The sequence below is a fragment of the Pseudomonas sp. NPDC087690 genome (assembly GCF_044743175.1).
GTDB lineage: Bacteria > Pseudomonadota > Gammaproteobacteria > Pseudomonadales > Pseudomonadaceae > Aquipseudomonas.
Genome location: NZ_JBIUVX010000002.1, coordinates 109,635 through 128,275 on the forward strand (window position 1 = coordinate 109,635; position 18,641 = coordinate 128,275).

Annotated in this window: 19 protein-coding genes and 2 pseudogenes; 13 read left to right on the forward strand and 8 right to left on the reverse strand. The window is 60.2% G+C overall.

Annotation, left to right across the window (positions count from 1 at the left end):
• Nucleotides 1-42: 42 nt before the first annotated feature.
• Nucleotides 43-1,122: a patatin-like phospholipase family protein gene (locus tag ACIPIZ_RS04600; RefSeq protein ID WP_401164311.1), complete on the reverse strand. Its 1,080-nt coding sequence runs from the start codon at nt 1,120-1,122 to the stop codon at nt 43-45.
• 247 nt (nt 1,123-1,369) lie between these two features.
• On the opposite strand from ACIPIZ_RS04600, the gene ACIPIZ_RS04605 reads away from it, so the two are divergent.
• The 4 genes from ACIPIZ_RS04605 to ACIPIZ_RS04620 are packed head-to-tail and all read left to right on the forward strand — an operon-like array spanning nt 1,370 to nt 3,971.
• Nucleotides 1,370-1,678 (forward strand): PepSY domain-containing protein, encoded by a 309-nt coding sequence (locus ACIPIZ_RS04605; protein WP_122661592.1) that lies wholly within the window; start codon nt 1,370-1,372, stop codon nt 1,676-1,678.
• Nucleotides 1,678-1,989, forward strand: coding sequence for a PepSY domain-containing protein (locus tag ACIPIZ_RS04610; RefSeq protein ID WP_064389847.1), 312 nt, complete (start codon nt 1,678-1,680; stop codon nt 1,987-1,989). The genes ACIPIZ_RS04605 and ACIPIZ_RS04610 overlap by 1 nt, the downstream gene beginning before the upstream one ends.
• 3 nt (nt 1,990-1,992) lie before the next feature.
• A complete protein-coding gene (locus ACIPIZ_RS04615; protein WP_401164314.1) occupies nt 1,993-2,661 on the forward strand; it encodes a response regulator transcription factor in 669 nt (222 codons plus the stop codon).
• Nucleotides 2,658-3,971 (forward strand): sensor histidine kinase, encoded by a 1,314-nt coding sequence (locus tag ACIPIZ_RS04620; RefSeq protein ID WP_064389849.1) that lies wholly within the window; start codon nt 2,658-2,660, stop codon nt 3,969-3,971. Before ACIPIZ_RS04615 ends, ACIPIZ_RS04620 begins: the two co-directional genes overlap by 4 nt.
• A gap of 309 nt (nt 3,972-4,280) precedes the next feature.
• On the opposite strand, the gene ACIPIZ_RS04625 is transcribed toward ACIPIZ_RS04620, so the two are convergent.
• Nucleotides 4,281-5,036, reverse strand: coding sequence for a methyl-accepting chemotaxis protein (locus ACIPIZ_RS04625; protein ID WP_371920172.1), 756 nt, complete (start codon nt 5,034-5,036; stop codon nt 4,281-4,283).
• A gap of 102 nt (nt 5,037-5,138) precedes the next feature.
• A pseudogene (locus tag ACIPIZ_RS04630) lies at nt 5,139-6,428 on the reverse strand (HAMP domain-containing protein); the annotation flags it as partial.
• Nucleotides 6,429-6,757: 329 nt separating this feature from the next.
• Between ACIPIZ_RS04630 and ACIPIZ_RS04635 the strand changes: the two are divergent.
• The 3 genes and pseudogenes from ACIPIZ_RS04635 (at nt 6,758) to ACIPIZ_RS04645 (ending at nt 9,958) form a co-directional block, all read left to right on the forward strand.
• Nucleotides 6,758-8,074 carry a Na+/H+ antiporter family protein gene (locus tag ACIPIZ_RS04635; RefSeq protein WP_064388296.1) on the forward strand — a complete coding sequence of 439 codons (1,317 nt, stop codon included), beginning with the start codon at nt 6,758-6,760 and terminating at the stop codon, nt 8,072-8,074.
• Nucleotides 8,075-8,275: 201 nt separating this feature from the next.
• Nucleotides 8,276-9,100: pseudogene (locus ACIPIZ_RS04640) on the forward strand (cache domain-containing protein); the annotation flags it as partial.
• Nucleotides 9,101-9,202: 102 nt separating this feature from the next.
• Nucleotides 9,203-9,958 carry a methyl-accepting chemotaxis protein gene (locus tag ACIPIZ_RS04645; protein ID WP_401164781.1) on the forward strand — a complete coding sequence of 252 codons (756 nt, stop codon included), beginning with the start codon at nt 9,203-9,205 and terminating at the stop codon, nt 9,956-9,958.
• Nucleotides 9,959-10,166: 208 nt separating this feature from the next.
• On the opposite strand, the gene ACIPIZ_RS04650 is transcribed toward ACIPIZ_RS04645, so the two are convergent.
• Entirely contained in the window at nt 10,167-11,102 is a 936-nt protein-coding gene (locus tag ACIPIZ_RS04650; RefSeq protein WP_105708032.1) for a LysR family transcriptional regulator, read from the reverse strand.
• Between the two features lie 110 nt (nt 11,103-11,212).
• Between ACIPIZ_RS04650 and ACIPIZ_RS04655 the strand changes: the two genes are divergently transcribed.
• From ACIPIZ_RS04655 to ACIPIZ_RS04665, 3 genes are all read left to right on the forward strand, one after another.
• Nucleotides 11,213-11,698 (forward strand): DMT family transporter, encoded by a 486-nt coding sequence (locus ACIPIZ_RS04655; protein ID WP_064388290.1) that lies wholly within the window; start codon nt 11,213-11,215, stop codon nt 11,696-11,698.
• 2 nt (nt 11,699-11,700) lie between these two features.
• The gene (locus ACIPIZ_RS04660) at nt 11,701-12,156 is read left to right on the forward strand and encodes a DMT family transporter (RefSeq protein WP_064388299.1); all 456 of its coding nucleotides are present in this window, start codon (nt 11,701-11,703) and stop codon (nt 12,154-12,156) included.
• Nucleotides 12,157-13,304: 1,148 nt separating this feature from the next.
• Nucleotides 13,305-13,472, forward strand: coding sequence for a metallothionein (locus ACIPIZ_RS04665; RefSeq protein WP_082355407.1), 168 nt, complete (start codon nt 13,305-13,307; stop codon nt 13,470-13,472).
• A 23-nt stretch (nt 13,473-13,495) separates the two neighbouring features.
• On the opposite strand, the gene ACIPIZ_RS04670 is transcribed toward ACIPIZ_RS04665, so the two are convergent.
• Together ACIPIZ_RS04670 and ACIPIZ_RS04675 are read right to left on the reverse strand one after the other, a co-directional pair.
• Nucleotides 13,496-13,768: a hypothetical protein gene (locus ACIPIZ_RS04670; protein ID WP_064388286.1), complete on the reverse strand. Its 273-nt coding sequence runs from the start codon at nt 13,766-13,768 to the stop codon at nt 13,496-13,498.
• A 38-nt stretch (nt 13,769-13,806) separates the two neighbouring features.
• Entirely contained in the window at nt 13,807-14,034 is a 228-nt protein-coding gene (locus ACIPIZ_RS04675; RefSeq protein ID WP_034154602.1) for a DUF6555 family protein, read from the reverse strand.
• A 136-nt stretch (nt 14,035-14,170) separates the two neighbouring features.
• On the opposite strand from ACIPIZ_RS04675, the gene ACIPIZ_RS04680 reads away from it, so the two are divergent.
• The 3 genes from ACIPIZ_RS04680 (at nt 14,171) to ACIPIZ_RS04690 (ending at nt 16,334) form a co-directional block, all read left to right on the forward strand.
• A complete protein-coding gene (locus ACIPIZ_RS04680; protein WP_401164318.1) occupies nt 14,171-14,953 on the forward strand; it encodes an AraC family transcriptional regulator in 783 nt (260 codons plus the stop codon).
• A 220-nt stretch (nt 14,954-15,173) separates the two neighbouring features.
• Entirely contained in the window at nt 15,174-15,347 is a 174-nt protein-coding gene (locus ACIPIZ_RS04685) for a DUF1427 family protein (RefSeq protein WP_007969534.1), read from the forward strand.
• 30 nt (nt 15,348-15,377) lie between these two features.
• On the forward strand, nt 15,378-16,334 hold the full coding sequence (locus tag ACIPIZ_RS04690; protein WP_401164319.1) for a zinc-binding alcohol dehydrogenase family protein: 957 nt from the start codon (nt 15,378-15,380) through the stop codon (nt 16,332-16,334).
• Nucleotides 16,335-16,456: 122 nt separating this feature from the next.
• Here the strand turns inward: ACIPIZ_RS04690 and ACIPIZ_RS04695 are convergent, their stop codons facing one another.
• Complete coding sequence (locus ACIPIZ_RS04695) at nt 16,457-17,479, reverse strand: purine-nucleoside phosphorylase (RefSeq protein ID WP_401164321.1); 1,023 nt, start codon at nt 17,477-17,479, stop codon at nt 16,457-16,459.
• A gap of 15 nt (nt 17,480-17,494) precedes the next feature.
• Complete coding sequence (locus tag ACIPIZ_RS04700; protein WP_401164323.1) at nt 17,495-18,454, reverse strand: nucleoside-specific channel-forming protein Tsx; 960 nt, start codon at nt 18,452-18,454, stop codon at nt 17,495-17,497.
• Nucleotides 18,455-18,641: the final 187 nt, after the last annotated feature.

Consider the following 18,641-nt stretch of genomic DNA (forward strand, 5'->3'; position numbering starts at 1 on the left):
GGGCAGGCGGCGAGTTTACCAGCTTGTCTTTGACCGTGCTGACTAAAGGGTCAGCAAGCGCTCGGCGAGGCGACCATTGGCAGTCAGTTCGAGGAACTCATCGCCCAGGCGCCGGCTCTCGTCCATCGCCGCGTGCCAGTATTTCTGCCGGCTCGGCGCATCGCCCATAAAGCGTTTGAAGTCGTTGCGGTCGGGCAGTTTGCCGTAGGGCAGGCGCGCCAGATATTCCTTTGATGGCGCGAGCAACAGCACGTGCTGCAAGCGTTCCACCGAGGCCTTGCGCCACGGCAGGGTCTTGTCGAACCAGCCGGGAATCACCCGGTCGGTGAAGTGCGGATAGAGCACGATGCCGTCGCCGCTGTAGGGCAAGTCGAGGTGGTAGTCGAGCAAGCCACCGTCGCGGAAGGTTCCCGCACCGGCGCCCGGCAGATCACGCACGCCTTCCATGACCATCGGTATCGAACCCGAGGCCAGCAGGGCCTGGCGCAAGTTACCGGCATTGAGCGTGACGAAACGCGACGGGAAATCGTTGAGTGCGTTGACCGGCGGCGCCAAGCGCGGGTCGTGGATGATCAGCCGTTCGAAGTGCCGCGACAGCCGTGCGCGACCGCGCAGGTTGTCGGCAATCACCGAGCCTAGCGCCAGCCCGAGGCGACCGCGATGGTCATCGGCCAAGCGACCCTGACTTTTCACCACCATGATGTTCAGACGGTAATCGGCGTTGCTGAGGATGCTCTCGTCGCGGCCATCGAGCAGGTCATTGAGCATGCGCTGTGAGCTCTGGCTGATCTCGGCCATGGTCACGCCTTTATTGAAATTCTGCTCGGCGTACAGCTGGCCGAGACGGCGGATACCCTCTGCGGCATTCGGCAGGCAGGCACTCGCAAAACGCCAGGAGCCGACCGAGGCACCGATCAGCGAACGCTCGCGCGGCGCGCCCGGCAGCCATTCACCGAACAATGCCAGATCCAGTCCCTGAATGCCCAAAGCCTTCGGCCCACCAGCGGCGCCGGGCAGGGTGCCGACATCGGCAGCGTTCAGGCCCTGCGCCCGAATCCGCGCCATGGCACGCGGGCCGGCCTTGAGGGTGAGGGCGGGGAATTTGATGTGGATGGCGGTCATACCGGTCTCAATCGTTAGCAAGCGAACAATTATAAGCACATGTTACAAAACCTTGTAGGAGTGAGCCTGCTCGCGATAGCGGTTTATCAGTCAAATAAGTGCTAACTGACACACCGCTATCGCGAGCAGGCTCACTCCTAATGGGGATATATGTTGAGCTGGAGCAATGATGGCAATTCAGTTTCAGTTAAGTTCAAATCGCTAAGGTGCCCACCGTAAAGCTGCATATAAAAAATACGGAGACACCATGAAAACCCTGACTGCCCTGTCCATTGCCGCGATCATCGGCCTCACTGCCAGCACCGTTCACGCTCGCGATCTCGGCCCTGATGAGGCCCTGCGTCTGCGCGACGCTGGTACTATCGTCTCCTTCGAGAAGCTCAATGCCACCGCGCTGAGCAAACATCCGGGCTCGACGATCACCGATACCGAGCTGGAAGAACAGTACGGCAAGTACATCTACCAGATCGAGGTACGTGACCCGCAGGGGCTGGAATGGGATCTGGAATTAGACGCGGTGACCGGGCAGGTTCTCAAGGATCATCAGGATACGTAATGAAGGTTAATGTTCGCGCCACCCGCCGCACGGCGTGGGTGCTGGTGTTGTTTTGCTCGACGGCGATGGCCCGCGACCTCGGTCCGGACGAAGCCCTCAATCTGCGCAAGCAGGGCGTGATCCTGCCGCTGGAGCAAGTGCTGCAGCAGGCGATGGATCGCTATCCCGGCGCGAAGCTGCTGGAAGTCGAGCTGGAAGAAAAACACGATATCTATATTTATGAAGTTGAATTGCTGACTGCCGAAGGCGTGGCCCGCGAGCTGCACCTGAAGGCCGCTACCGGCGAACTTGTGAAAGACAAGGAAGATTGATCGATGCGTTTGCTATTGGTGGAAGACCACGTACCGCTGGCTGACGAACTGCTCGCCGGCCTGCAACGCCAAGGCTATGCGGTGGATTGGCTGGCAGACGGTCGTGATGCGTTGTATCAGGGCAGCAGCGAGCCGTATGACCTGATCATTCTCGACCTCGGCCTGCCCGGCGTGCCGGGGCTTGAAGTGCTGGCCCAATGGCGTGCCAACGGTTTGGCGATCCCGGTGCTGATCCTCACCGCACGCGACTCCTGGGCCGAGCGCATCGAAGGGCTGAAGGCCGGTGCCGATGATTACCTGACCAAACCGTTCCATCCTGAAGAGTTGTACTTGCGCATTCAGTCGCTGTTGCGCCGCTCCAAGGGCCAGGCCAATCAATCGACGCTGAAGTCTGCCGGGTTGCATCTGGACGAGGGCCGCCAGTGCGTCATTCGCGATGGTGCCGACATCCAGCTGACCGCTGCCGAATTCCGCCTGCTGCGCTATTTCATGCTGCACCCTGAGCAGATCCTTTCCAAAAGCCATCTCGCCGAACACCTTTATGACGGTGAAACCGAACGTGACTCCAACGTTCTCGAAGTGCATGTCAATCACCTGCGCCGCAAGCTCGGCAAAAGCGTGATCGAAACCCGTCGCGGCCAGGGTTACCTGTTCGGCGGGCAAGCTTCGTGAGGTCAATCCAGCGCCGCTTGAGCCTGGGCTTGATCAGCGTGATGGTGATCGTCGGCGTGGTGCTGGCGCAAACCAGTCTGTGGCTGTTCGAGGTCGGTTTGCAGCGCTACCTCGAAGCCGGTCTGCGCAACGACAGCGAAAGTCTGCTGGTGGCACTGGTGCGTGGCCCGAACGGTTTGCAACTGGATGAACGACATTTGTCGCCGGCTTATCAGCGACCGTTTTCCGGGCATTACTTCCGCATCGATTTTGCCGACAGTCATTGGCGTTCGCGCTCGTTGTGGGATCAGGATCTGCCGCTGCTGGATCATCCCGGGCTGCACAGCAATCTGCAGTTGGGGCCGGACGGACAGCAGTTGCTGGTGCTGCGTTCGGACTATCGGCGACTGGGTCAGTCGATCTCGATCAGCGTCGCGCAGGATTACACGCCGGTCAACGAGAGCTTCCAGCGCATGCGTCAGATCGGCCTAGGGCTCGGTCTGGCGGCATTGTTGTTGATTCTGTTCTTGCAGCGATTGACCGTGCGGCGCGCCTTGCGCCCACTGGAGAAGGCTCGCGAACAGATCGCGCAATTGCAGCAGGGTCAGCGTTCACAGCTGGACGATCAAGTGCCGGTGGAACTGGAGCCGTTGGTGGCGCAGATCAACCATTTGCTCGCGCACACCGAAGACAGCCTCAAGCGTTCACGCAATGCCTTGGGCAATCTCGGGCATGCGTTGAAAACGCCGTTGGCGGTGTTGTTGAGCCTGGCCTCAAGCGAAAAACTTGATGCTCATCCTGAGCTGCGCAAGCTGCTCAAGGAACAACTGGAACAGGTGCAGCAGCGGCTCAATCGCGAGCTCAATCGGGCACGATTGTCCGGTGATGCGCTGCCCGGTGCGTTGTTTGATTGTGATGCGGAGTTGCCGGGATTGCTGGCCACGCTGAACATGATTCATGGCGAGCATCTGGCGTTGAGTTATGTCGCGCCGGCAGGGCAGCAACTGCCGTGGGATCGTGAGGATTTGCTCGAGTTGCTCGGCAATCTGTTGGACAACGCTTGCAAGTGGGCGGATGCCGAAGTGCGCCTGAGCGTGATCGAACGTACGGACGGCTTTGCCTTGAGCGTGGAAGATGACGGCCCGGGGATTCCTGAAGAACAGCGCACTGAGGTGTTCAGCCGGGGCACGCGGCTGGATGAGCAAACCCACGGGCATGGCCTGGGGCTGGGGATTGTCCGCGATATTGTCGAGACCTGGGGCGGGTTGCTGGTGTTGGGAGAGAGTGAGTGGGGCGGCTTGAAGGTGGTGATCGAGTTGCCTCGGCGATGAACCTTTAGAAGCCCCTCACCCTAACCCTCCCGAAACGTCGGACCGCCCAGAGGGAGAGGGGACTGACGGAGTTGTTTGGGAGAGGTACACCGACGTGAGATACCGAGTCGAACTCAGGTTTTGAAAGCCTTCCGATAACCGGAGATGCCGGGTGAGCTCAGGTCTTGAAAGCCTCCCCGTGATCTGAAATACCGAGTCGAACTCAGGTTTTGAATGACATGGAGATCGGCTCCCTTTCCCCCTCGCCCCCCTTGGGGGGAGAGGGCTGGGGTGAGGGGGGAATCCAGCTGACACCCCGCAACCTTTGAATCAAACGCGAAACTGATCCATCAAACGCTGCTGCTGATTCGCCAGACTATTGAGCGACTGACTCACCCGCGCCGACTCATTCGCCTGCCCGGACAACGACTCGGTCACGTCACGAATCGTCGCCACGTTGTTATTGATCTCCTCGGCCACCGCACTCTGCTCTTCAGCGGCGCTGGCAATCTGCAGGTTCATGTCGCTGATCACCGTCACCGCATCACCGATCTGGCGCAGCGCGGTCACCGCTTGGCCCACCTGTTCGACGCTGCCCTGGGCCTGACGATGGCTGTTGCCCATCGAACCGACCACATCCTGCGTGCCGCTCTGCAATTGTTCGATGACCTGGCGGGTTTCTTCCACCGATTCCTGGGTGCGGCGGGCGAGGTTGCGCACTTCGTCGGCGACCACGGCAAAACCACGTCCGGCTTCACCGGCACGGGCCGCTTCGATCGCCGCGTTGAGCGCCAGCAGGTTGGTCTGTTCGGCAATGGCACGGATGGTTTCCAGCACCGCGCCGATCTTCTCGCTGTTGGCGGCCAGACCTTCGACCTGCACCATCGCCGCGCTCATGTCGGCGGCGAGGGTGTCGATGCTCGCGGTGGTGCGGTCGATCACGGTCAGGCCCTGACGGGTGGCGCGATCGGCATCCTTGGCGGCTTCGGCGGCCTGTGCAGCACTGCGCGCGACGTCTTGCGCGGTGGCGCTCATTTCGTGGGACGCGGTGGCCACCTGATCGACCTGACGGTATTGCTGCTCCATGCCGGCGCTGGTCTGGGTGGCGATGGCCGAAGACTGGTCGGCGGTGTTGCGCGCATCCTGCACCGAACGTTTCACTTCGGCGATGATCGGCTGCAACTTGTCGAGGAAGCGGTTGAACCAACCGGCCAATTGCCCGAGTTCGTCCTGCTTGTCGTAGGCCAGCCGGCGGGTCAGATCGCCTTCGCCGCTGGCGATGTCTTCGAGCATGTGCGCCACGCCGAGAATCGGTTTGGTCACGCTGCGCGCCATCAGCCACACCAGCAACAGGCCGATCAACGCAGCCAGAACACCCAGGCTCGATTCGATCAACGTGCCGGAATTATTGCTCGCGTCCAGTTGTTGCTTGAGCGCTTCGGCGCGGCTGACCAGGACTTTCTCAGGCACATCCAGCAACACGCCCCACGCCGGGCCGCCCGGTATCGGCTGGAACGGCGAGAGCACTTTCAACTGGCCGTTGCTGTGCAGGCTGCTGACGCTGCTGCTGGAGGCGAGCTTGCTCAGCAACTCGGCACCGCTGACTTTGTCGACGGCATCCAGACGCTGGCTCAATTTGCTCGCGTCCGGGCTGTAACCGGCGAGCAGACCGGCGGGGCTGATGATGCTCACGGCGGTCTGGCCGTCATAGAGCTTTTTGCTCGCGCTCTGGCTGATCGCTTGCAGGCTGTTGAGGTTGATATCCACCGACAGCGAGGCGATGACTTTGCCGTTGACCATCAGCGGGAAAACGATGCTGGTCATCAGCACGTTGTGGCCGTCGATGACATAGAAGTACGGTTCGATCACACATGGCTTGAGCGTGGCGCGCGGGCAGGTGAACCAGGCATTGGCCGCCTGCCCGCTGGGGCCGGTGCTGGTGTCGGCCATATCGCTTTCCGGCAACGCCATCGAGGTGACTTTGCCCGGGGTCGGCTGCGACCAGTACAGCGCGAAGCGGCCTTTGTCGTTGCTGCCCAGTTCCGCCTGGCCGGCAAACAGTTCGTCCTTGCCGTCCAGCGCGTTGGCTTCGAACACCAGCGACAGGCCGAGCAAGTCCGGGTTGGCTTGCAGCGCCGATTTGACCTGACGGGTCATGTCTTCGCGCAGGTCGAAGGCATCGAGGAAACGCTTCTCGGCCTGTTCGCGCAGGAACAGCACCTGCCGCGAGAAACCGTGGCCGTACTGATAGGCGTCCATGAACTGCTGGCGAATGCCGGCGGCTTGCACTTCACCCTGGGATTCGATGCGCGCCTGGGCGGATTCGGTGAGCATTTCCATGCTCGAAGCTTTTACCAGTTCGGAACTGTGCTCCATGCGATACAGCGATAGACCGACCAACAGGGTCACGATACCGGCCAGGCAGAGCCCGGCGAGCAAGGTGATTTTCCATTGGATGGAAAGTTGTCTGAGCGACATGGAGACGTCCTTATTCGATAAATATCTGAGACTTTGCACTGTAACGGCCGCAAATCGGCTTTCTTTATCCTTGAAACACAATTGCCACAGGTTGACCCTGTAGGAGCTGCCGAAGGCTGCGATCTTTTGATCTTGCCTTTAAAAACAACATCAAAAGATCGCAGCCTTCGGCAGCTCCTACAGGGGCGTGGCTTTGACAAGGGGAGTTCGCTGCGGCACAGTGCGCGCCCTTCTAATAAGACCCTCTTTGCAAATCCGCCGATTAAGATTGGCGGACTCATTCTGTCTGGCGGTCGGTTTTCCACCGCGGTGTTTTTCGAGGAAATGAAATGAATGCAGTCATAGCGGCAGTCGGCGTCATGCTGATTCTCAGCCTGTCCCGCGTGCACGTCGTGATCGCTTTGATCGTTGGCGCGCTGGTCGGCGGCCTGACCGGTGGTCTGGGTATCGACGCCACGCTCAAGGCCTTCAACAGCGGCTTGGGCGGCGGTGCCACCGTGGCGTTGTCCTACGCGTTGCTCGGCGCTTTCGCCGTGGCGATTGCCAAGTCTGGCCTGGCCCATGCGCTGGCCGACAAGGCGTTGGCCATGGTTGATCGCCAGCATGCGACCGGCGGCGGCAGTGTCAAATGGCTGCTGATCGGCCTGTTGTGGGTGGTGGCGATCGCTTCGCAGAACATCCTGCCGATCCACATTGCGTTCATTCCGCTGCTGGTGCCGCCGCTTTTATATGTACTGACCAAGCTGCAACTTGACCGCCGCTTGATCGCCTGTGTGATGACGTTCGGCCTGATCACGCCGTACATGTTTCTCCCGGTAGGCTTCGGTAACATCTTTCTCAACGAAATTCTGTTGGCGAATGTTGCGCGCAGCGGCGTCGACATCAGCGGCATCAATGTCACCCACGCCATGGGCATTCCGGCGTTCGGCATGTTGGTCGGGCTGGGCATTGCCTTTATCAGCTATCGCAAGAAGCGCGTGTATGACCTGGCGAAAATCGAGCAGGTCGAACAGGTCGCAGTGCAGTACAACCCGTTGAGCCTGGGGATTGCCGGGGTGGCGATTGCCGCCGCGTTCATTGTGCAGTTGCTGCTGGACTCGATGATTATCGGGGCGCTGGTCGGCTTTTTGATCTTTTCGGCCTCCGGTATCGTCAAGTGGCGCGAGACCGATGATCTGTTTACCGAAGGCATGAAGATGATGGCGATGATTGGTTTCATCATGATCGCCTCTTCCGGTTTCGGTGAAGTGATCAAAGCCACCGGGGAAGTGCAGACGCTGGTGCAAGCTTCGGCAGCGTGGATCAATCACAGCAAGGGCATCGGCGCGTTGATGATGTTGCTGGTGGGTTTGCTGGTGACCATGGGCATCGGCTCGTCCTTCTCGACAGTGCCGATTCTGGCGGTGATTTTCGTGCCGCTGTGCGTGCAACTGGGCTTCAGCCCGATTGCGATCGTGTGCATCGTCGGTACTGCCGGTGCATTGGGTGACGCCGGTTCGCCGGCTTCGGACTCGACCCTCGGCCCGACCTCCGGCCTGAACATCGACGGCCAGCATCACCATATCTGGGACACCGTGGTGCCGACGTTCCTGCACTACAACCTGCCGCTGCTGGCATTCGGCTGGGTGGCCGCGATGGTTCTCTGAACCCCGCGGGTGATCGTTCCCACGCTCTGCGTGGGAATGCCTCTTGTGACGCTCTGCGTCAAGTTGTTGGACGCAGAGCGTCCGGGGCTGCATTCCCACGCAGAGCGTGGGAACGATCCTCATACCGAAGCTCAACTTTTGATCTGGCGTGCCGTTAAAGCCTTTAACCACGCCAATAAAATCAAAAGAGTGAGCCCCAAAATGCGCCTGAGCCTCAAGGCTAAAGTCCTGTCCCTCGCCGTTCTCCCGGTGTTGCTCTTTGCGCTGGTCATCAGCCTGACCACGCTGTTCATCCTCCAGGAACAAGCGCACAAAGAGGTCGAACAGACCCGCGAGCGCCTGCTCGGCGATGCCAAAGCCACTCTGCAAAGTTACGTCGCCGTGGCCATGACCACGATCAAACCGCTGTACGACGCGGCCGCGCCGGGTGACAACGAGGCGCGGGCGCAGGCGATCAAGTTGCTTTCGGGTATTCGCTACGGCAAGGACGGCTACTTCTTCGGCTACGACTCCGAGACCGTGCGCCTGTTCAAGGCCAATGACCCCGAAGGCGTGGGCAAAAGCTTCAAGGACAACCGCGATCCGAACGGCGTTTACGTCAATCTCGGGCTGGTGAAAGTGGCGAAGGACGGCACGCACTATCTGCAGTACAGCTCGCCACTGCCTGGCAATGCCAAGGTACTGGTGCCGAAACTCGGCTACACCGAATACCTGGCGAAGTGGGACATGGCAGTCGGCACCTCGGTCAACCTCGACGGCATTGAAGCGCAAGTCGCACAGGTCGAAGCACAAGTGCAGGAACGCATGCAAGGCGTGGTGCTGAGCATCGTCGGCGTGGCAGTGGTGGTGCTGTTGGTGATCGCGGCGGCGGGGATGCTGCTGGCCAATACCATTCTGCGTCCGTTGACCCTGATGAAAGCCAACCTCGACGACATCGCCGCAGGCGAGGGCGATCTGACCCGCCGCTTGAACATCACCAGCCAGGATGAACTCGGCGAACTGGCCGGTTCGTTCAATCGCTTCGTCGACAAGATCCACGGCCTGGTGCGGCAGATCACCGAAATGACCACGCAACTCACCGGGCTGGTGACGCAGGTATCGGATCAGGCGCAGCGCTCGGATCAGGCGATGGAGCGTCAACGCCACGAAACCGACCAGGTCGCCACGGCGATCAATGAAATGTCCGCCGCCGCGCAGGAAGTCGCCAAGAGCGCACAGAACGCCGCCGTCGCCGCCCAGCAGACCGACGAAGAGGGCCAGAGCGCCAAACGCGTGGTGGCTGGCAGCATCAAGCAGATTCATGCCTTGGTCGATGACATTCGCAGCAGCGGTGTCTCGCTCGACAGCCTGCAGCAGGACGTGACGTCGATTGTCGGTGTGCTCGGGGTGATTCGTTCGATTGCCGAGCAAACCAACCTGCTGGCGCTGAACGCCGCGATTGAAGCAGCGCGCGCTGGTGAGGCCGGACGCGGCTTTGCCGTGGTCGCGGACGAGGTGCGGGCGTTGGCCAGTCGCACGCAGATCAGCACGCAGGAAATTCAGGGCATGATCGATCGCTTGCAGGCTGGCACCCAGCAAGCGGTCGAGGCGATGCGCCGTTCCAGCGAGGCCGGTGACGGTACTTCGCAACAGGCCAATCAGGCCGGCGCTTCGCTGGATGCGATGGCATCGTTGATTGCTACGATCAACTCGATGAACGCGCAGATTGCCAGCGCGGCGGAGGAGCAGACGGCGGTGGCCGAAGAGATCAACCGCAGCGTGCATCAGATTGCGGTGGCGGTGGATAACGTCGCCGATGAAACGCAGTTGGGTGCGCAGACTTCGCGTAGTCTGGCTGAGCTGGGGCAGCGGTTGGGCAAACTTGTGGGTCAGTTCCGTATTTGACCGCTTGAAAAGCCCCTCACCCTAACCCTCTCCCCGAGGGAGAGGGGACTGATTGGGGGATATTTGCAGAAATGCGCCGACCTGAAAGCTCTGCTGTGAATCCATAATCGACTCGATATTTCAGGTCGATGTAAGGCGCGAGACATCTCGGTCAGTCCCCTCTCCCTCGGGGAGAGGGCTAGGGTGAGGGGCTTTTGATTTTCAGCTTTTAGGGAAGATCCCAATAGGGCACTTCACCAAAGCATTCGACAAAGAAATCAATCACCGTGCGCACCTTCACCGACAACCTCCGGCTCCCCGGCCACAGCACTGCAATCTGCTGCGGCTCCAGGCTGTTCGACACCTGATACTCCCCCAGCACCGGCACCAGCGTGCCTTCACGCACCGCTTCACCAATCAACCACGACGGAAACATCACCAGCCCCAAACCTTGCTCGGCGGCTTGGGTCAGGGTGTCGGCGTGGTTACCGGTGATCGGGCCTTTGACCGAGTAGGGCGTCCAGTCCTCGCCCTCGCGGCGGAAAAACCAGCGCTGCAGACCGGCCGCGCCTTTGTAGGCCAGGCACTGGTGCTGGGTGAGGTCGTCGGGGTGTTGCGGTGTGCCGTGGTGCTTGAGATAGGCCGGGCTGGCGGCGACCTGAAAACGGTGCGGCGCCAGAATCCGCGCCTGCATGCTCGAGTCGTGCAGCGCGCCGATGCGAAACAGCAAGTCCGCGCCTTCCTGCAACGGGTCGACATAATGGTCGGTCTGTTGGATATCCAGTTGCAGCTTTGGGTAGCGCGTGCACAACTGGCCGAGCCACGGGGTGAGGTGGCGCTGGCCGAACACCACCGGGGCGTTGATGCGCACCAGGCCTGTGGGTTCGCTTTGCTGTTCCTGCAAGGCCTGTTCGGCTTCCTCCAATTGCACCAGCACCAGCCGCGCATGATGGCCGAGCATGCGCCCGGCCTCGGTCGGCGTCACGGCGCGAGTGTGACGGTAGAGCAATTGCTGATTGAGCGCCTGCTCCATCAACTGGATCTGCCGCGAGATCGACGAGGGCGCCACGCCTTCGCGGCGTGCGACTTCGGAAAAGCTGCCGTGGTCGAGCACCGCGACAAACAGTCGTAGTGCCTTGAATCCGAGTTCGTTGAGCCCGTGCATGGTTTGCCCTGCTGTGCGTGTTGCGCAAAGGTGTTGTCCGGATGCTCCCATTTATCGCACAGCGACACCAGCCGATAATCCGCGCCATCGTTAATCTGTGGAAGTTGGTTATGCAAACATTGGATGAAGTGGCTGTTGAAGCGCCGGTGGCAAGGTCGTGGTTGCGCTTGTTGCTGCTGCCGCTGGTGATCCTGGCGGGCATGGGCTTGTCGGTGGAGGCGGGATTGCTCGGGCCGTTGGGTGTGCAGGTCGGGCACCTGTGGGCGACGTTGAGCATCTTTGGTGTGGGCTCGGCGATTCTGTTTTTGCTGCTTCTATTCGCCGGCCCGCAGAAAGGCCCGGCGCTGAACACGTTGCCGCGCTGGCAGTTGATCGGCGGCTTTCTCGGGCCGATCTACGTGGTGGTCCTGACGCTGGCCACGCCGCACATCGGTATCGCCATGACGATGATCGCGATCCTCTCCGGGCAGGTCGGCAAGAGTGTGTTGATCGACCATTTCGGCTGGTTCGGCGCGGTGCGCAAGAAGGTCAATGCTGAGCGCTGGCTGGCGTTGGGGTTGATTGTGGCGGCACTTGTTCTGATTGCTCGGGGTTGATGATGAGTCTGATTATTTTGTTGGCCGTGGTAGTCGCGGCAGGCGCGGTGTTGAGTGTTCAAGCGGCAATCAATGGTCGTTTGGGTGAATCCGTTGGGGTGTTGCGCAGCAGTCTGCTGACGTTTGCCGTTGGGGCTGTGGTGACCGGGTTGCTGATTTTGTTTTTCGAGCCGGCGCATTCGGTGGGGTTGCTTGATGTGCCGAAGTGGCAGCTCAGCGGCGCGTTGTTTGGCGTGGTGTACATGATTGTCATGGTTGGCGCGGTGCCTCGGGTCGGCACGGCGGTGGCGACGGTGGCGGTGATTGTCGGGCAGTTGGGGATGGGGATGTTGATCGATAATTTCGGTTGGCTCGGCAACCCGGCGATTGAGCTTTCTGGCTCGCGGATTCTGGCGATGGTTTGTTTGGCGCTGGCTTTGGTGTTTATGTATCGGAGTAGTGTGCGTTCGGTTGATTGATTGATTGATTGATTGATTGATTGATTGGGTTTGGGGGGCATATCCGTTGCTGCGGTAACGGCTGCTTGGGGTTCCGCCCTTACGGCGGGTCACTTTTGGCAAACGCCCCAAAAGTAACCAAAAGGGCTTGCTCCTACGTGCGGCCCGCTCGCTGGGGCTCGGGGTTCCTTCGCTGCGGGATCGATCCGGGCGCAGCGCCTACGGTTTGCTTCGCTGCACCTCCTCTCGCTGTGTTTGGCTGCGCCAAACGGTCGCTGCGCTCCCACCCCCGGATCAATCCCTCCACTCAGCCTTCCGACGTCGCCTTACAGATCAAGAGCTGCAGCCGAGCTAACGCTCATCCTGTTGAGTGGTGAAGAGCGGGTGTTCGGCTTTTGATTTGTGGTGTATTTGCCCCTCACCCCAGCCCTCTCCCCGAGGAGAGGGAGCCGATTTGTGGGCTTTTCAAAGCCTGAGTTCACCGCGCTATCGCACGTCGGCGTATCTCTTCCAGTCTACCCGGCCAGTCCCCTCTCCCTACGGGAGAGGGCTAGGGTGAGGGGCTTTTGATCTGTTTCAGAATCTGAATTCGACTCGGTATTTCACGTCGGCGTAGCTCTCCCAAACACCGCGATCAGTCCCCTCTCCCTACGGGCGGTCCGACGTTTCGGGAGGGCTAGGGTGAGGGACTCTTGATCTGGCTTGTGATCTTGATCTGGCTTTGGCTTCGGCTTTTGATTTTTTGCCCCTTCGGCAGGCCGAGCGTAGGTGTTCATCCGGGGGTAGGCGCGCAGCGCCGTTCGACGAAGTCGAACACATCGAGAGGAGGTGCAGCGAAGCAAACCGTAGGCGATGCCCCCGGATGGACACCGTAGCGAGGGAACACTGAGCCTCAGCGAAGTGCCGTACGCAGGGGCAAGCCTTTTTGGTTACTTTTCGCTGGGCCGGCACTCCGGCGTCTGGAAAAAGTGACTCGCTGTAAGAGCGAAACCGCCAGCGGCAGCACCCGCAGCAACGGATATGCCCCCAAACCCAAATCCAAATCCAAACCCAAACCCAAACCCAAACCCAAACAAAATCAAAAGATCGCAGCCTGCGGCAGCTCCTACACTGGTTATCAAGGCTTGCCTATAAAGCCCCAGACAACCACCCAAAAAGGAGTCTGTCCCATGCCCGATAGAAAATGCGACTGCCCCGGCTGCAAATGCACCATCAAGGAAGGCGATCATGCCTACGCCGTCCACGGCAAACACTACTGCTGTGAAGCCTGCGCCCACCACCACAAAAGTGGCGAAGAGTGCTCAAGCAAAGGCTGCCATTGCGCCCATCCGAAATAACCGCGCGCATAAAAAAGTGGAGCCTAATCAGGCTCCACTTCCAGTTTCAAGCTTGCATCATCCATGCGTTCGGTATGCCGCACCGTACCCTGTAACCGCCGGCCCTCAACCTGAACAACCACGGTTTTGGCCTGGTCTAGATCTTGCGGTAAAGGCGCGGGCACTTTCAGGGCAAAGCGATATGGATCATCTTCCACGGCTTCCAGGCCGACGCGACAGTCCACGCTCTTGGTGATTCGCCCGAACAGCGTATCGAGTCCGTAGTCCAGATGCGCCGGGCTGATGATGTTGCTCATGATGATTCCCCCGAATGATACCGATGGCCACGCTGAGCTTAGCTGGTCGGTCGCCACACGACGTTTTCCACGCCGAATTTTTCTGCCATCGGTTTGCTGGTCTTCTGCACCTTTTCCCGGCCAAATCGCGGGATCCGACCGACACCGGCATCGCAGCTAGCCCAGTGCCAAGCCTCGGCATTGTCCATTTTGTCCGAGCGGATAATGAACGACTTGGGCGTGCCGTGAAGGGTGTAGTCGATGACATAGAGTTTTGCGTTGTTCATAAAGCCCGTATTCCTCCCTGTGGTAATAGAGGGATCGCGGCGCTGCGGGAAAATTCACTCGGATTGTCCGACGGTATCTATCGTTGGCGACGTGTGGGTGCACTGGTTACCATGGCGCCTCCGCCAACCTCAATGAATGCTCGTCATGGTTCTTGCCGCGCCCCCCGATCTCAGTGACACCGATGTGCCCGTGCAACGTGTGGCGCGTACCTATCCGCGCGGGTTGTTTATCGAGCCGCATGAGCATGTCTGGGGGCAGTTGCTGTATGCGGTGAGCGGGGTGATGTGGGTCGAGACGCCGCATGAGGCGTTGGTGGTGCCGCCGCAGCGTGCGGTGTGGTTGCCGCCCGGTGTGCCGCACGGGATTCGCGTGGTGTCGGATTTGCAGATGCGCAATATCTACCTGCGCCCGGCGCTGGCGGCGACGCTGGATCAGACGGTGCAGGTGATCGAGGTCGGTGGTCTGCTGCGCGAGTTGATTGTAGGGCTGGTGGAGCAGGGCGACAGTGGTGATCCGCAGTACTACGAGGCGCTGGTCGGGCTGGCGTTGCTGGAGCTGAAGCGCGCACGGCGTTCGCAGTTGAAGATTCCGCTGCCGGATGACTCTGATCGGCGTTTGATGAATTTGTGTCAGGCGGTGATGGCGGCACCGTCGCTGGCGATTCCCTTCGAGCAGCACGCGGAAAATGCCGGCGCCAGCGTGCGCACGCTGGCGCGGTTGTTCAAGGACAGCCTCGGCATGGGCTTCGCCGAGTGGCGGCGGCAGGTGCAACTGGCGACGGCGGTGGCGGAATTGATTCAGGGCGTGGCGGTGAGTGTGATTGCCCGGGAGCTGGGGTATTCACCGAGCAGTTTCAGTGACATGTTCCGCCGCGAACTCGGCGTCGCCCCCTCACAATTCATGACTCACAACGGTTGAGCAGACTGGCGTAATACCTGTAGGAGTGAGCCTGCTCGCGATAGCGGTGTGTCAGCTGGTGCATAGTTGAATGACACAACGCTATCGCGAGCAGGCTCACTCCTACAATGGATTGTGGTGGCTCCAAAGGTTTGTCCGAAATTCAGAAGTCCTTGGCCGATGCCATCCCCGCCGGTTCCCTAAACTTTGCCCATTCCTTTCAACGGGCGGAGTTACCCCCATGAACTACCTGATTTCGCTGGCCATCGGTCTCGGCGTCGGCCTGCTCTATGGCGCGCTGGATTTCCGTTCTCCGGCGCCACCGGCCATCGCGCTGGTCGGCTTGCTCGGCATGCTCGCCGGTGAACAGTTGTGGCCGATGGGCCGGCAATTGGTCGCGGGTTGGCTGTCCTGAGTTTCCTTTTCTCCTTCGGTGGATGTCCCCATGAAAGCACTGCAATTCGATAAAACCGGCGACCTGTCTTCCCTGCGTTACGTCGAGGTGCCGACCCCAATACCCGGCGCTGACGAAGTGCTGGTGCAGATCAAGGCTGCCGGCCTGAATCCCAGCGACGTGAAGAACGTGCTCGGGCGTTTTCCCTACACCACGCTGCCACGGATTCCCGGTCGGGATTTCGCCGGTGTCGTCGTCGAAGGCCCGCAGGCGTTGATCGGTCAGGAAGTCTGGGGCACCGGTCGTGAGCTGGGCTTTTTTGCCGACGGCTCCCACGCGCAATTCGTCAAACTGCCGGCCAATGGTGTGGCGCACAAACCCTCGCATTTGAGTTTCACCCAGGCGGCCAGCCTCGGCGTGCCTTACACCACCGCGTGGGATGCGCTGGAACGCAGTCTGGTAAAGGCCGAAACCCGTTTGCTGGTGATCGGCGGCGGGGCGGTGGCCACCGCTGCTTTGGCGCTGGCGAAAGTGCGTGGCGCGCAGTTGCTGGCGGCGGCGCGGCGCCCGGAGCAGGTGGCGGAGTTGCAGGCGCAGGGTTATCAGACGATTCAGTTGGATAAGCCCGAAGACCTCGGTGCGCAGGTCAACGCGGTGTATCGCGGCGGCGCTGATGTGATTTTCGACACCACCGGTTTCTGGCTGCCGGCGTCGGTGGCGGCATTGGCCACCTTCGGACGGATCTCGATCATTGCCGCGCCGGTGGACGGCCACGTGCAATTGCCCGCGCTGGCGCTGTATCGCAAGGGCGGTTCAGTGGTCGGGATCAATTCGTTGCTATATGGCGTTGAAGCCTGTGCGGCGATGCTGGAGCAGTTCGGGCGGTTCTTCGATGAAGGCTCGCTGCCGTTGCCGCAAGGGTTGGTTGAGGTGCCGTTGGCCGAGGGACTACAGCGTTATGCGGATGTGAATCAGGGCAGCGGTGACAAGGTCATCCTAATTCCCTGACCCACCGCAAAACCCCTGTAGGAGTGAGCCTGCTCGCGATAGCGGTGTGTCAGTTGATACATAGGTAACTGACACACCGCTATCGCGAGCAGGCTCACTCCTACAGTAGATCGGTGTAGGGCTCAGGATTGCGGGACGCCATTTTCCCACGCCGACCAGTTTTTCAGGATGTCCTGCACCAGTGGGTTGCCCGCGCGATAAAGGTTTTCCAGCGCCGGAACGAAGCCGCCCTGATCGGCGTACTTAAGCAGGTTGTCCACTTCACTGCCGCCCGGTTCCGGGCGGTCGAAGTCGGAGCCGGCGCGCACCACGGCCAGGCGTTGCACATCGACCAGACCTTCGCGACTGGCACGCAACAAGGCCTCATAGGTCGAGTTGTCTTCCTGCTGCGTCGTGCAGTATTCGCCCTTGTTGTCGGTCAGCAGTTTGGTCCAGACCTCGGCGCGCTCGCTCAGGCGCGTGCCGGAAAACCAGGTGTTGCCTGCCAGCGTGTCGCAGCGGGTGACGACGGGCGGCTGATTGGCCGGTGCCGACGGATATTTCAGGCGCCACGCCGCCGATTCCTTGCTCTCGCTCAATTCAACCTTGTGGCTGAGGGCGAAGGCTTTGTCCTGCAGCTTCGCATTCAGCTCGAACACTTCGGTCTTGTAATCCAACGGCGGTTTTTCGTTCGGCCCCTTGGTGTTGATGCCCAGATAACCGGTCGGCCAACCTGACGGCGCATCGCGCGAATCGATCTCCCATTGCGTGCCGAATTCCACCAGATAATGCGCCCACGCAGCAGTACCGATGGTCCCGTGCTTCGGGCTGATCCCGGCGATACCGGCGATCAGGAAGTAACTTTTGCGCAGGTCGAATTTCGGCGACAAGGCCAAGGCCAGGGTCGAGGCGGTCGCATTGGTCTGGCCCATGCCGGTGGTCAACAGACACACCTGCTGCGCGTTGCAGCGGATGGTCGGGTACTCGGCAGACAGGCCCGGCACGCGGATTTCCTGTTTCAGTTCCAGGCGATCAATCCAGTTTTGCGCCTCGGGGGCGAACATGGTGATCAACACCACTTTCGGTTGGATCGGCGCTTCGCCCGCCCAAACGGTGGAGGAGAGCAGGGCCACACCGGCCAGGGTCAAACGCATCATTGCTTGCATGGAAAACTCCTTGATTCAGAACTGATAACCGACGCCGGCGTAGTAACCCCAGCCGTTGGAGCGCGCACGGAAATTGCCGTCGCCAAAATTCAGCTCGCTGCCGTCCTCCCAGTTGCCACCGTTGTGGAAATAACGGCCGACCAGGGTGAAGCGCAAGTGGGTGAACGAGTAGAGCAGCACGTTGGTCGCCACCGTGGCGTTAGCGGTACGCGCCGGGTTGTCCTTGTGGATATCCGAGCCGAAATCGAAGTTGGTGAAACCGATGTAGGTCAGCGAAGCACCGTTGCTGAATTTGTCGATGGGGATGATGTACTTGAGCTGTGCGCGGTAGCCGTCCCATGAGTATTCGTTGCTCGCGCCGTAGTTTTCCCACTGATAGCGACCGTAGAGGTTGGCCGATAGATTGACCCGCGAATGGGTGTCGATGTCGGTGCCGAAGCCGCTGTAGAGCGTATTGGCGCGATTTTCCTTGCGGCTGCCGTGATCGTAGATCCAGTCGAACGCGACGTACCATTCCTTGAACGGACCGATGGCCAGGCTACGACCGGCGAGGTAGTCGATGGAGATACGCGGTTCGTGTTCCATGAACACCGGTGAGCCGTGATCCCACACGCCTTTGTCGTGGCTGTTGCCTATGTTGAAGATCTTCGGAATGTCGATGTAGCCGTACAGTTCGAACGGGCCTTTGCGGCCGAAATATTCGTACTCCAGATAGATATCGTCGGCCGGTTGCGGGCCGAAACTGATGTCTTTGCTGCCGATCAACATCAGGTCCTGGTTGTACCAGTCTGACAGGTACGCGCCTTTTTTCGGTGGGCTGGCTTCCGGGCTGAGCGCTTCGCCCTGGGCGGATTCCTCGGCAGGCGACGGTTGCGCCAGAACGCTTTGGCTGAGAAGTCCGGTAACGCCGGTCAGTAGCAAGGAAACGGCAAGCGTGCGCACAAACAGTGCGCGAACAGGAGATGCGGCGTGCATTGAAAGTCCTTTTTTGCGGATCGAGGCCCGTGTTCCGTGGGCTTGTACGGTTTTGTGGTGAAAACGCGGGGATTGACGTTACGCAAACGTTTGCACAAGGCGTACCAGTTTTTTCAATGCCATGAAAAATCGATGAATTCGTAAATTTAACTGACGGACTGATCAGGTATACCTGTTCACCGCAAAA

What these genes read in the sequence shown, in the direction of transcription:
- ACIPIZ_RS04655 (WP_064388290.1), top strand. Translation starts at nt 11,213, where the DNA reads ATGCAAACATTGGATGAAGTGGCTGTTGAAGCGCCGGTGGCAAGGTCG.
- ACIPIZ_RS04685 (WP_007969534.1), top strand. Translation starts at nt 15,174, where the DNA reads ATGAACTACCTGATTTCGCTGGCCATCGGTCTCGGCGTCGGCCTGCTC.
- ACIPIZ_RS04615 (WP_401164314.1), top strand. Translation starts at nt 1,993, where the DNA reads ATGCGTTTGCTATTGGTGGAAGACCACGTACCGCTGGCTGACGAACTG.
- ACIPIZ_RS04635 (WP_064388296.1), top strand. Translation starts at nt 6,758, where the DNA reads ATGAATGCAGTCATAGCGGCAGTCGGCGTCATGCTGATTCTCAGCCTG.
- ACIPIZ_RS04645 (WP_401164781.1), top strand. Translation starts at nt 9,203, where the DNA reads ATGGAGCGTCAACGCCACGAAACCGACCAGGTCGCCACGGCGATCAAT.
- ACIPIZ_RS04605 (WP_122661592.1), top strand. Translation starts at nt 1,370, where the DNA reads ATGAAAACCCTGACTGCCCTGTCCATTGCCGCGATCATCGGCCTCACT.
- ACIPIZ_RS04675 (WP_034154602.1), bottom strand. Translation starts at nt 14,034, where the DNA reads ATGAACAACGCAAAACTCTATGTCATCGACTACACCCTTCACGGCACG.
- ACIPIZ_RS04690 (WP_401164319.1), top strand. Translation starts at nt 15,378, where the DNA reads ATGAAAGCACTGCAATTCGATAAAACCGGCGACCTGTCTTCCCTGCGT.
- ACIPIZ_RS04600 (WP_401164311.1), bottom strand. Translation starts at nt 1,122, where the DNA reads ATGACCGCCATCCACATCAAATTCCCCGCCCTCACCCTCAAGGCCGGC.
- ACIPIZ_RS04665 (WP_082355407.1), top strand. Translation starts at nt 13,305, where the DNA reads ATGCCCGATAGAAAATGCGACTGCCCCGGCTGCAAATGCACCATCAAG.
- ACIPIZ_RS04680 (WP_401164318.1), top strand. Translation starts at nt 14,171, where the DNA reads ATGCTCGTCATGGTTCTTGCCGCGCCCCCCGATCTCAGTGACACCGAT.
- ACIPIZ_RS04650 (WP_105708032.1), bottom strand. Translation starts at nt 11,102, where the DNA reads ATGCACGGGCTCAACGAACTCGGATTCAAGGCACTACGACTGTTTGTC.
- ACIPIZ_RS04660 (WP_064388299.1), top strand. Translation starts at nt 11,701, where the DNA reads ATGAGTCTGATTATTTTGTTGGCCGTGGTAGTCGCGGCAGGCGCGGTG.
- ACIPIZ_RS04610 (WP_064389847.1), top strand. Translation starts at nt 1,678, where the DNA reads ATGAAGGTTAATGTTCGCGCCACCCGCCGCACGGCGTGGGTGCTGGTG.
- ACIPIZ_RS04700 (WP_401164323.1), bottom strand. Translation starts at nt 18,454, where the DNA reads ATGCACGCCGCATCTCCTGTTCGCGCACTGTTTGTGCGCACGCTTGCC.
- ACIPIZ_RS04695 (WP_401164321.1), bottom strand. Translation starts at nt 17,479, where the DNA reads ATGCAAGCAATGATGCGTTTGACCCTGGCCGGTGTGGCCCTGCTCTCC.
- ACIPIZ_RS04625 (WP_371920172.1), bottom strand. Translation starts at nt 5,036, where the DNA reads ATGGAGCAGCAATACCGTCAGGTCGATCAGGTGGCCACCGCGTCCCAC.
- ACIPIZ_RS04670 (WP_064388286.1), bottom strand. Translation starts at nt 13,768, where the DNA reads ATGAGCAACATCATCAGCCCGGCGCATCTGGACTACGGACTCGATACG.